The 13,885-nt window shown below is 40.8% G+C and carries 2 protein-coding genes; both read right to left on the reverse strand.

Annotation, left to right across the window (positions count from 1 at the left end; genetic code table 11):
• Window positions 1-86 precede the first annotated feature (86 nt).
• Complete coding sequence (locus tag IGJ17_RS12580) at window positions 87-12,458, reverse strand: KxYKxGKxW signal peptide domain-containing protein (protein ID WP_429961465.1); 12,372 nt, start codon at window positions 12,456-12,458, stop codon at window positions 87-89.
• A gap of 159 nt (window positions 12,459-12,617) precedes the next feature.
• Window positions 12,618-13,730: a UDP-galactopyranose mutase gene (gene glf / locus IGJ17_RS12585; RefSeq protein WP_005234362.1), complete on the reverse strand. Its 1,113-nt coding sequence runs from the start codon at window positions 13,728-13,730 to the stop codon at window positions 12,618-12,620.
• Window positions 13,731-13,885: the final 155 nt, after the last annotated feature.

The following is a 13,885-nucleotide window of genomic DNA, read 5'->3' on the forward strand; positions in this document are numbered from 1 at the left end:
TGCTTTTTTATTTAATAGAAGTACTTTTATCATTTTAGAAGAGCTAGGAAATTTATCCTAGCTCTTCACAAAACAAAACTAACGAGTTACTCTGTTTCACGCTTTGCTTCATCTTTTTTCTTTTTCATTAAAGCAATAGCAGCTAACAGCGTGGCAATTCCAGCAAGAGACATTTGAATACCACTTGCATCAGATTCGCCAGTCTTAGGAAGAGTAGAACCAGTTGCACCGGTCGTATGACCTCCTACTTCTGTGTTGCCAATTGGCGTTATTGTATTTCCATTTACTCCATTGTTCTGATCAGAACTTGATGGTGTTGAAGTAGAGCCGCTGTTAGACTCACTTGCCGAAAGTGAATGATCTTGGCTAGTTGATTGTGATTGCAGCTCTGATAGACTCTCAGACAAGCTATTACTGTGATATTCACTGACGATATCAGAGTTGATATCACTTGTACTTGTGCTTAGCGAAGCAGAGTCACTCACGCTGGTACTATCGCTGATTGATTCACTAGCGCTCATGGAGACTGAATCTCGATCAGAGGCACTAAAGCTTTCACTCTGACTAGCCGAGTTGCTAGCGCTCAGACTGTCGCTTGTTGACCCTGAATCACTTGATTCGGCGCTAAGTGATACTGAATCACGTTCACTATCACTGATGCTGGTGCTTTCGCTTGCGGATTCACTTACGCTTGTACTGTCACTGATAGAAGTCGAATCACTTACACTTGCACTATTTGACATTGAATCACGTTCACTATCGCTGATGCTGGTGCTTTCGCTTGCTGATTCACTCACACTTAGGCTTTCGCTTGCTGAAGTCGAATCACTTACACTTGCACTATCAGACATTGAATCACGTTCACTATCGCTGATGCTGGTGCTTTCGCTAACAGATTCACTCACACTTAGGCTTTCGCTTGTTGAAGTCGAAGCACTTACACTTGCACTATCAGACATTGAACCACGTTCACTGTCACTAATGCTGGTACTTTCGCTAACAGATTCACTCACACTTGTACTGTCACTGGTTGAAGTCGAATCACTTACACTTGCACTATCAGACATTGAACCACGTTCACTGTCACTAATGCTAGTACTTTCACTAGCTGATTCGCTCATACTTGTACTGTCACTTTGACTGATTGATGTGCTCTCACTTGCAAAAATCGACTCACTTGTACTGAAGCTGCGGCTTTCTTCCGTAGAAATACTTGCGCTTTCAGACTCAGAATCACGAATGCTAGAACTGTTGCTTGTACTTTCAGAAGCGGAGGCTTGATCGCTCGTACTCATAGATTGACTCAAACTTGTACTGTCACTTGAACTAACCGATTCGGAATCTCGGACACTTTCACTTGTACTAATGCTTTCGCTAATGGAGGTTGATTCGCTAGGTGTAACTTCCGTACTATTCCGCTCGCTTTCGCTAGTACTGATGCTGACGCTAACTGATTCACTGGTGCTAGAGCTTTGTGAATCACTTGTCGAAGCACTCACACTTTGAGATTCAATCACTTCTTGTTTTTCGCTAAGCGATGTGCTGATTGATGCCGATTCGCTTAGACTTGTACTAGTAGATTGTGAAATGCTGGTGCTCTCACTAGCACTTGCTGAGACAGAATCATTTGTACTTGTACTGTCACTGGTTGAAAGGCTAGAACTGTTCGATCTTGAATATAGATCGCTTAAGCTATCACTTGCACTATCGCTATTGCTGAGTGATGTGCTTGCACTATCACTCGTACTGAAACTACGTGATTCGCTGGCACTTTCAGATCTAGATAGTAAATCACTTAGACTCGCGCTTAAACTTAAGCTGTTACTTACGCTCGTGCTACCGCTATAGCTTAGGCTATCACTTCTAGATTCACTTGCACTCTCTGATCTAGAAAGTAAATCACTTACACTCGTACTAGAACTTAAGCTGTCACTAGTTGATGTGCTCATGCTATTGCTTACACTATCACTCAGTGATTCGCTCGCACTGCTAGATTGAGAGTTCATTTCACTTAAACTTAAGCTAGAGCTGTTGCTGCCACTCAACGAGGTACTTGTGCTTTGGCTCAAGCTATTGCTCCGTGATTCACTGGCACTGGTTGAACGAGATAGTAATTCGCTCAAGCTAGTACTGCTACTTTCACTCGTACTAATTGATGTGCTGCTACTATAGCTTAGGCTATCACTCCGTGACTCGCTGGCACTGACTGATTGAGATAATTGTTCACTTAGACTTGTACTTGAACTCAAACTCGTGCTAGCTGAAGTACTTTGACTGAAACTATTACTTAGGCTATTACTTAAACTAATACCTTCGGAAAGTGAGTCACTTGTCAATTGGCTCAAACTATTACTCAAACTGTAGCTGTCGCTCGCACTAGTTGACGATGAATCACTTAATGAACTGCTAGTACTTGTGCTGAGACTTAGACTCGCAGAAGTACTACTACTGTAGCTTTGACTTTCACTTGCTAGTGATCTGCTTTCTGAAAGACTATCGCTATTGCTCAAGCTAGCACTGATTGACGATGAGTCGCTCATTGATGTACTGATACTCAAGCTTTCACTCATACTTTCAGAAGCACTATTACTAATACTTGTACTATCGCTAGTACTTGTACTTATGCTTGCTGAGGTGCTGCTACTGTAGCTAGTACTGTCACTAGTACTTAGACTAATACTTGCTGAGGTACTGCTGCTAAAGCTTTCACTCATACTTGAACGTGAATCACTAATTGACGTACTCAAACTATTCGATTCACTATTACTGCTACTTGTACTAATTGAAGCAGAGTCACTAACCGAAGTACTGACACTAGTACTCATGCTCAAGCTGGCTGAAGTACTGCTGCTATAGCTTTGACTTTCACTAGTCCGTGAATCGCTCACAGACGTACTAATGCTTGTTGATTCACTATTACTTGTACTTGTGCTACCGCTGTAGCTTGCAGAGTCGCTTGCACTTTGTGACATTAAACCACTAGTACTCAATGATGATGAATCACTTAGTGAAGTACTAATACTTGCTGACTCACTGTTACTAATACTTGTACTTACTGATAATGAGTCACTCAATGACGTACTCGTACTTGTTGACTCACTGTTGCTTACACTTGTGCTGCCACTAAAGCTTGTAGAATCGCTCGCACTTAATGACAACGAAGTACTTGTGCTTAGAGATAACGAGTCACTGATCGACGTACTTGCACTTGTTGATTCACTAGTACTTACGCTTGTGCTACCACTAAAGCTTGTAGAATCGCTCGCACTTTGTGATACTGAGATACTTGTGCTCAATGACGAAGAGGCACTGATGGACGTACTCAAGCTTGTTGATTCACTGTTACTGATGCTTGTACTTACAGACATTGAATCGCTAATTGAGGCACTTGTACTTGTCGAATCACTATCACTCACACTGGTACTTAACGATGATGAATCACTGATCGATGCGCTCAGGCTTGCTGATTCGCTGTTACTGATACTTGTACTTACAGACATTGAATCGCTGATCGACGTACTTGCACTTGTCGAGTCACTGTTGCTTACACTTGTACTTAGCGATGATGAATCACTTAATGACGTACTTACACTTGTGGAATCGCTACTGCTAACACTTGTGCTGCCGCTAAAGCTTGCTGATTCACTCGCACTTAAGGATGCCGAAATACTTGTACTCAATGACAATGAATCACTGATTGATGTGCTTAGGCTTGTTGATTCACTGTTACTAATGCTTGTACTTACAGATAATGAATCGCTGATCGACGTGCTCGTACTTGTGGAATCACTGTTGCTTAGACTTGTGCTGCCACTAAAGCTTGTAGAATCGCTCGCACTTAATGATGTCGAAATGCTTGCACTTTGTGATGATGAGTCACTGATCGATGTGCTCAAGCTTGTCGACTCACTAACGCTTGTAGATGATGATTCGCTCACTGACGTACTTGAGCTTGTGGACTCACTGTTGCTTACGCTTGTGCTGCCACTGTAACTTGCGGAATCACTCGCACTTAGGGATGCTGAAATACTTGTACTCAATGATAGTGAATCACTGATCGACGTACTTGTACTTGTTGACTCACTATTACTTACACTTGTGCTACCACTAAAGCTTGCTGAATCACTCGCACTTAGAGATGTCGAAACACTTGTACTCAATGATGATGAATCACTGTTCGATGTGCTGTTGCTTGTTGATTCACTAATGCTTGTAGATGTTGATTCGCTCGATGACGTACTTGCGCTTGTGGAATCACTGTTACTTACACTTGTACTGCCGCTAAAGCTTGCTGAATCACTCGCACTTAGAGATGTCGAAATACTTGTGCTCAATGATGATGAATCACTGATTGACGTACTTTCACTTGCTGATTCACTGTTACTGATACTTGTACTTACAGACATTGAATCGCTAATCGACGTGCTGGTGCTTGTCGACTCACTATTACTTACACTTGTGCTGCCACTGAAGCTTGCAGAATCACTCGCACTTAGAGATGTCGAAATACTTGTGCTCAATGATGATGAATCGCTGATCGACGTGCTCGTACTTGTGGAATCACTGCTGCTTACACTTGTACTACCACTGAAGCTTGCTGAATCACTCGCACTTAGAGATGTCGAAACACTTGTACTCAATGATGATGAATCACTGATTGATGTGCTTATACTTGCTGATTCACTGTTACTGATGCTTGTACTCACTGATAATGAATCGCTAATCGACGTGCTTGTACTTGTGGACTCACTATTACTTACACTTGTGCTACCACTAAAGCTTGCTGAATCACTCGCACTTAGGGATGCTGAAATACTTGTACTCAATGATAGTGAATCACTGATCGACGTACTTGTACTTGTCGACTCACTGTTGCTTACACTTGTGCTGCCACTAAAGCTTGCAGAATCACTCGCACTTAGGGATGTTGAAATGCTTGTGCTCAATGATGATGAATCACTGACTGATGTGCTTGTACTTGCTGATTCACTGTTACTAATACTTGTACTTACTGATAATGAATCGCTAATCGACGTGCTCGTACTTGTGGAATCACTGTTGCTTACACTTGTGCTACCACTAAAGCTTGCTGATTCGCTGTTACTGATGCTTGTACTTACTGATAATGAATCGCTAATCGACGTGCTCGTACTTGTGGACTCACTATTACTTACACTTGTGCTACCACTAAAGCTTGCTGAATCACTCGCACTTAGAGATGTCGAAATACTTGTGCTCAATGATGATGAATCACTGACTGATGTGCTCAGGCTTGCTGATTCACTGTTACTGATGCTTGTACTTACTGATAATGAATCGCTGATCGACGTGCTCGTACTTGTGGACTCACTGTTGCTTACACTTGTGCTGCCGCTAAAGCTTGCTGAATCACTCGCACTTAGAGATGTCGAAATACTTGTGCTCAATGATGATGAATCACTGACTGATGTGCTCAGGCTTGCTGATTCACTGTTACTGATGCTTGTACTTACTGATAATGAATCGCTGATCGACGTGCTCGTACTTGTGGACTCACTGTTGCTTACACTTGTGCTGCCGCTAAAGCTTGCTGAATCACTCGCACTTAATGATGCCGAAATGCTTGTACTCAATGATGCAGAATCGCTGATTGACGTACTTTCACTTGCTGATTCGCTGTTACTGATACTTGTACTTACTGATAACGAATCGCTGATCGATGTGCTGGTGCTTGTCGACTCACTAATACTTGTAGATGTTGAATCACTACTTGACGTACTTGCACTTGTCGAATCACTGTTACTTACACTTGTGCTACCGCTAAAGCTTGCTGAATCACTCGCACTTAGGGAAGAAGAAACACTTGTACTCAATGATGATGAATCACTGATCGATGTGCTTAGGCTTGTTGACTCACTGTTGCTTACACTTGTGCTGCCGCTAAAGCTTGCTGAATCACTCGCACTTAATGATGCAGAAATGCTTGTACTCAATGATGCAGAATCGCTGATTGACGTACTTTCACTTGCTGATTCGCTGTTACTGATACTTGTACTTACTGATAACGAATCGCTGATCGACGTGCTGGTGCTTGTTGACTCACTAATGCTTGCAGATGTTGATTCACTGCTTGACGTACTTGCGCTTGTGGAATCACTGTTGCTTACACTTGTACTACCACTGAAGCTTGCTGATTCACTCGCACTTAGGGATGTCGAAATGCTTGTGCTCAATGATGATGAATCACTAATTGATGTGCTCAAGCTTGTCGACTCACTGATACTTGTAGATGTTGATTCACTACTTGACGTACTTGCACTTGCCAAATCACTGTTACTGATGCTTGTACTTACAGACATTGAATCACTGATCGATGTGCTGGTGCTTGTTGACTCACTAATACTTGTAGATGTTGATTCACTACTTGACGTACTTGTACTTGTCGAATCACTGTTGCTTACACTTGTGCTGCCACTAAAGCTTGCTGAATCACTCGCACTTAGGGAAGATGAAACACTTGTACTCAATGATGATGAATCACTAATTGATGTGCTTAAGCTTGTCGACTCACTAATACTTGTAGATGTTGATTCACTACTTGACGTACTTGCACTTGTCGAATCACTGTTACTTACACTTGTGCTACCGCTAAAGCTTGCTGATTCACTCGCACTTAGGGAAGATGAAATACTTGTACTCAATGATAATGAATCGCTGATCGAGGTGCTTGTGCTTGTTGACTCACTAATGCTTGCAGATGTTGATTCACTGCTTGACGTACTTGCGCTTGTGGAATCACTGTTGCTTACACTTGTACTACCACTGAAGCTTGCTGATTCACTCGCACTTAGGGATGTCGAAATGCTTGTGCTCAATGATGATGAATCACTAATTGATGTGCTCAAGCTTGTCGACTCACTGATACTTGTAGATGTTGATTCACTACTTGACGTACTTGCACTTGCCAAATCACTGTTACTGATGCTTGTACTTACAGACATTGAATCACTGATCGATGTGCTGGTGCTTGTTGACTCACTAATACTTGTAGATGTTGATTCACTACTTGACGTACTTGTACTTGTCGAATCACTGTTGCTTACACTTGTGCTGCCACTAAAGCTTGCTGAATCACTCGCACTTAGGGAAGATGAAACACTTGTACTCAATGATGATGAATCACTAATTGATGTGCTTAAGCTTGTCGACTCACTAATACTTGTAGATGTTGATTCACTACTTGACGTACTTGCACTTGTCGAATCACTGTTACTTACACTTGTGCTACCGCTAAAGCTTGCTGATTCACTCGCACTTAGGGAAGATGAAATACTTGTACTCAATGATAATGAATCGCTGATCGAGGTGCTTGTGCTTGTGGATTCACTAATACTTACAGATGTTGATTCACTACTTGACATACTTGTACTTGTCGAATCACTGTTGCTTACACTTGTACTACCACTGTAACTTGCAGAATCACTCGCACTTAGGGATGTCGAAATGCTTGTACTCAATGATGCAGAATCGCTGATTGACGTACTTTCACTTGTTGACTCACTAATACTTACTGAAAGTGAATTACTTGCAGATATACTTTCGCTTGCCGAATCGCTATTACTTACACTCGTACTGCCGCTATAACTTGCTGAATCACTCGCACTTAGGGATGTCGAAACACTTGTGCTCAATGATGATGAATCACTAATCGAGGTGCTCAGGCTTGTTGACTCACTAATACTTACTGAAAGTGAATTACTTGCAGATATACTTTCGCTTGCCGAATCGCTATTACTTACGCTCGTACTGCCGCTATAACTTGCAGAGTCACTTGCACTTAATGATGTCGAAATGCTGGCACTCAATGAGGATGAATCACTAAGCGAGGTACTCAAACTCATTGACTCACTGTTACTTAATGATAATGAATCGCTAACTGATGTGCTGGTACTGATTGACTCGCTAATACTTACAGATGTTGATGCACTAGCTGACGTACTTACACTTGTGGAATCACTGTTACTTACACTTGTGCTGCCACTGAAACTTGCTGATTCGCTAGTAGACTCACTATTGCTTTCACTAATGCTCAATGACATCGACGTACTAATTGAATTTGAGATCGAGTCTGATTCCGATAAACTTTCTGATAAACTCATGCTGGCACTCAATGAATCAGAAATAGATTCGCTGAAACTAATGCTCTCACTAAGCGAAGAAGAATCAGATTCACTAATTGCGACCGATAATGATTCTGATGCTGAAATACTTTCTGATACTGAATCACTCTCTGACAATGACAGTGAAGTGGATTCACTGAGTGATTGCGAGAGTGAAACTGATACTGACTCAGATAAAGATAAACTTTCAGAATCACTTGTACTGTTACTCAATGATCCAGAAACAGAGGCACTAAAGCTAGAACTATCACTTTCTGAATCTGACTCAGAAACACTAGCTGATATGGATAACGATTCTGATGCTGAAAGGCTTTCTGACATTGAATCACTATCCGACAATGAAATCGATGTTGAAATACTTTCAGACAGGGATTCTGATAAAGATTCTGAATCACTAAGCGAAATTGAAAGAGACATTGATTCACTTTCTGAGATAGAGGTCGATGACGAGTCACTCTCTGAGTCCGACACTGAAATAGATTCACTTGTTGAAAGAGACGCTGATTCTGAGTCACTCAATGAGATCGAAACCGATTCTGAATCACTTAAAAAAGTTGAAGTAGAGATTGATGTTGATAATGATTCAGATGTCGAATCATTCATATCAGATTCACTTTCTGAAATAGACGATGACAATGAGTCACTCTCTGATTCTGAAACTGAAACAGACTCACTCATTGATGTAGACATTGATTCTGAATCACTAACAGAGATCGATTCTGATAAAGAGTCACTTTCTGAAATCGATTGAGAAAGAGAAACACTTTCTGATTCTGAAGTAGAAGTAATAATGGATTCTGATAATGATTCACTTCCCGAAACAGACTCTGAAGTAGACAAAGATACCGGATCTTGTCCATAATTGACCGTGAACATCTGAGGTGAAGAATCCATTTGAGATGCTCCATTGCTGGTGGTATCAAAAGTTTGATTGGCAGCCATAGCTTCCGCTAATGTATTGTAGACTACTCCATCTGGTCCTGTAACCGTATAAATATATCCATTTCTCTCTAAATCTGCATCTGTTACACCAAGAGTGATACTTTCGTTTGAAACGCCAGAAGTACCATATTTTCCAACAGTGACTGTTCCCGGGATTTGCTCAAATGCTTCCCCTGTAGCAGGATCTGATTCCGGTTGATTATTTCCAACGACACCGACTTCTTGATAAGACGGATAGAGAGTGATCGTAATAAACTGTTGATCACTATCTGTCGTACTACCATTATTGCTAGTATTATCAAAAACAAATGTCCCTGTTTGATCTGCATAATAACCGGTTTGAGTGAGGTAATCCGCAATTAAATCCTCATAACTTATTTCTTGGCCGGTCGTCCCATTGATGGCAACTGTGCCAGTTTGGTTTTGTAATGGACGACCATCTGAATTAACAAATGTTACATTGACTGTTTGTGTATCTGCTACAACGTAAATAGTGGTTAGACTCGCACTTGTTCCTACTGTAGTAGATCCAGGCTGTACATTGCCATTTAATACTGCACCTGTTGCATAATAGTAACCAGGAGGTAAATTCGTCGAAGTATAGTAACTATTGGTCCAATCAATAACATTCCCGTAGTTTGCAGGAACTCTATCTGTTCCTGAAGCTTCGGTACCAGCATTCATGTACTCAGAAGAAATCACTTGACCTGTCTTAACGTCAACATATTGGTACTGAACCGAATTATTAGCAACACCGTATACATAAATATTATAGGTATAATTGGTGTTTTCCATCGGAACGATCGCAACTGTCGCTTGTCCATAACTATCCCCATTATCGGCATTAGTCGTACTATCTCCGCCACTTTGGCCATCGTTTTTCGCAGAACTAGCGACTTGAGTACCAATTGCCCACATATAATTATCAGGCATTAGATCATTGGCATACTCCAACGTTTGCAAATCAAGATACTCACCAATGTAATTAACGTCTGGATCAATTGGCATATCAACAGTTTTGATAATATTGCCATACTGATCAACATAGTTTACAGTTACAGTTCCTGGTGCAATAGCAACAGTCGCTAATTCACGGGTAGAAGTATCTACAATATTAGATGTAGTAACATTTCCAGCCGTATCTTTAATGGTGGTTGTCGTACCTGAAATAGTCATCTCTACGAATTTTAAGTTACGGTTTCCTTCTGGAGCAGCGGTTTGGCTACTGCTGCCTTGCCATGTACTAATCTGAGAATTATTCATGACAAATGTTCCCGAACCTGTAATCAATCGGCCAGCCGAAACAGCTCCTGAAGAAGTTAAACGTGCTAAGTGCAATGCTCGCGGTGAAATAAAGCGAATGGTTGCGCCAGAATCAACGTTTACAACAGTATTGGCATTCCATTGTTGCAAATCAAGTACCGTTCCTGCATTAAATGTAACAACCGCTCTATTTGTGACATTCAGCGAGTTAGAACCTACTGTACGCGTAGCCGTCATTTGTAAATTTTGTCCAAAAGTTGCAGTTCGGTCATTTGATTGACTTCCTGAATAACGAGAAAAATCAAGGAGCATTTGGAAGCCGTCTTGTTTCCAGGTTACGTCATCTCCAACAGTGATTGAGTTAAATCCATAATAGACAAGGGGATAGTTGTTACTATTATAGGTACTAAGTTCGTTCCCAATAATTGTCGCTCCATCACCTACTTTAAAGGTATGGTTGAATCCTGTATCACTCGCATTGTTCCCTCGGATGGCCATATAGTAAAACATGGAATAACCAGTGGTACCAGCTGTTCGATTCAACTCTACATGGGATCCGTTAGCGATAGCTACTTCCCCAATTTGCATCAATTCTTGTTTTACATTGGCAACGATTTTGCCTGATAAAGTCACTTGACTATCCTCAGCATCCAGTAGTCGTCGTGGTTGATAAGCAGTATCTGTTCCGCTAACACCATCTCGTCCTTCGAGAGTGACATTATCGATATTGAAGTACCAGTATCCATAACCACCTGTTGCCGACCTTGAATCGATCACAGCGTCCGCTGTACCTGTCCCACTGTCTCCTGAGTTGGTGCCTGACTGCCAATGAATCAAGTTAATATTTGTGATCGTAAAAATAGAACCGCGAACCGTAGAACTTGCCCCTACATTAAACGCTGCTCCTGCCATATTGACTGTAAAACCATTCCCGTCAATAATCACACTCGTTTCGCGCCAACCCAAATCACGAGTTGCCACATTGGTAGCCGCTGTAATATTGGCGGTTACCTCGATATAGGTAATCGAAGAATTTCCATATGCTGCTTTTAAGGTAGCCCAGTCAGTAACTGCGGCATAAGTGCCATTAGCAATAGCGGTTTGCTTATATAAATCTTTATTCTTCACTTGGTCTGGCACATCAACTGTTACCCCAGAAGGTGAATTGGTTTTATTTCCATCATTGATTGCCTGCTCAAATTCTTCTCGACCCATATCCGGATCTGCAGAAACATTGATTTTAATGATCTGCCCCGATTGGGTGGTAATTGCAAAACTTGCAATCAAATTATTGGCACTAGCATATTGTTGCGCTGCCCGTATCAAAGATGTACTTGGTGAATTGCCATCTTTGACTACTATCTCTAATGAATTCGTTGTAGTGTCAACCGACGCTTGTACTTTCTTCGGCACTAATTGATCAAATAGATCTTGTGCTTTTTGCGATTCTACTTTATTTTTTTCGGAGACTGTTTGTTTTGGTGGGTTCTTTTGACTTACTGACGTTGAATGAGAGACGCTGGTAGATCGTGACATCGATAGACTAGTCGATTCTGATGCACTTGACGACAACGAACCACTTTCTGAAATCGAGGTACTTTCTGAGATACTCAAACTCTCTGATTCAGACACACTCTCCTCCTCGGAAAGGCTCATTGATTCAGAAGTGCTTTGGGATTCTTCAATAGTGGTAACATTGTTTTCAATTTCTGAATCACTCACACTCTGTGATTCGGTTAAACTAGTTGACTCTGTTGCACTTTGTGACTGGGTAATACTTTCGGATTCAGAAAAACTATCCGATGGCTGTGTGCTTTCAGATTGAGAAGTAGCTTCACTTTCTTGTGTCGATGAAGCCGGTATTTTGGTCGTCGTTTTATTTGCCAAGACATTCTCGGCATTTGCTTCTTTACTTGCATCTAATGGCGGTGTGATTTCTGAAGCATGTGCCACGATTGGCGCGATACTCAATCCAGCAATGCCAGTAAAAGAAGTGATCGTTGCATAGACCCAATGTTTTCCGCTTTTATACATCTTGTAGCGTTCACTTTTATTGGAGCGTAACAACTTTCGATAATTATTCTTTTTACTCATTACGTTTATTTTTCTCCCCTTCCGTAAAAATGTTTTATAAACTTCCCCAAGTCCTATTTATTTAGAAGATAGGATAACTAATTATTTCATAGCTAGTAAAAAAGTTACGTTTTGTCCCAGAATCGGGACAAAAAAAAGCAACCTCTCCAATAGAAGAGGTTACTCCACTTGAAATTCCTGTTGGACAAGCTTTAAAGCAGCTGCGATCGTATCGTCCATATCATAATAGCGATAGCTGGCTAGGCGCCCACCAAACAAACAATTTTTTTGCTGTTGCGCTAATTTTTCATATTTGCGATACAATGCATTATTGCTTTGATCGTTAATTGGGTAGTAAGGAATATCTCCTTTCTTCCACTCTTTCGGGTATTCTTTAGTGATAACTGTTCTTTTTGACACCACTGGACAAAAATGTTTATGCTCAATGATTCGCGTATAGGGCGTTTGACTGTCTGTAAAGTTCATGACGGCTGTTCCTTGGTAATTATCCGTGTTATAGACTTCAGTTTCAAAATGTAAAGACCGATAGGCCAACTCGCCATAACAATAATCGAAATATTGATCAATCATTCCAGTATAAACAATGTTCTTAGAAGAGGCTTCATGTCGTGTGCGATCTGCAAAAAAATCAGTCTCTAAAGAAACATCAATCAGTGGATGTGTAAGCATTTTTTGAATCATTTGTGTATAACCCAATTTAGGTATTCCTTGAAAAATATCCGTAAAATAATTGTTGTTAAAGGTATACCGGATCGGCAGCCTTTTGATAATAAAAGAAGGAAGAAGATCACATTCTCGTCCCCACTGTTTTTCAGTGTAGCCTTTGATCAGCTTATGATAGATGTCTGGTCCGACTAAAGAAAGAGCCTGTTCTTCTAAATTTCGTGGTCTTTTTATTCTTGTCTTTTCAATTTGAGTCATTATTTTGGTACGAGCTTCAGCAGGATTTTTGGTTCCCCATAGTTGGTAAAATGTGTTCATATTAAAAGGAAGATTATATAGCTCGCCTTGATAGTTTGCAATAGGAGCATGAATGTAGGGATAGAATTCAGTAAACTGATTGATATAGTCCCAAATTTTTTTACTCGATGTATGAAAAATATGCGCACCATATTTATGCACGTCGATTCCTGCTTGTTTTTCTGTATAACAATTACCGCCAATATGTGTCCGTTTTTCCAACATTTTGACTGTATGTCCCCGTTTCGCTGCTTCATGAGCAAAAACTGAGCCAAAAAGACCTGTACCAACGATCAAATAATCATAAGCCATTTTTTTCTCCTAAAAACTATTTTCTTCTATTATAGGATTTTGATAAGTCAGAACTATAATTTCTTTTTTTTGAAAAAGAAAATAAAGAAGAAATGACTACCTTCTGTTATCTTAAATGATTGGTCATTGTCTGCACTGAATGAATCGAGACAACA

Source organism: Enterococcus sp. DIV1096b (genome assembly GCF_050498765.1).
In the GTDB taxonomy this organism is placed as follows: Bacteria; Bacillota; Bacilli; order Lactobacillales; family Enterococcaceae; genus Enterococcus_D; species Enterococcus_D entomosocium.

Coding starts and splice junctions, on each gene's coding strand:
- IGJ17_RS12580 (WP_429961465.1), bottom strand. CDS start 12,458: ATGAGTAAAAAGAATAATTATCGAAAGTTGTTACGCTCCAATAAAAGT.
- glf (WP_005234362.1), bottom strand. CDS start 13,730: ATGGCTTATGATTATTTGATCGTTGGTACAGGTCTTTTTGGCTCAGTT.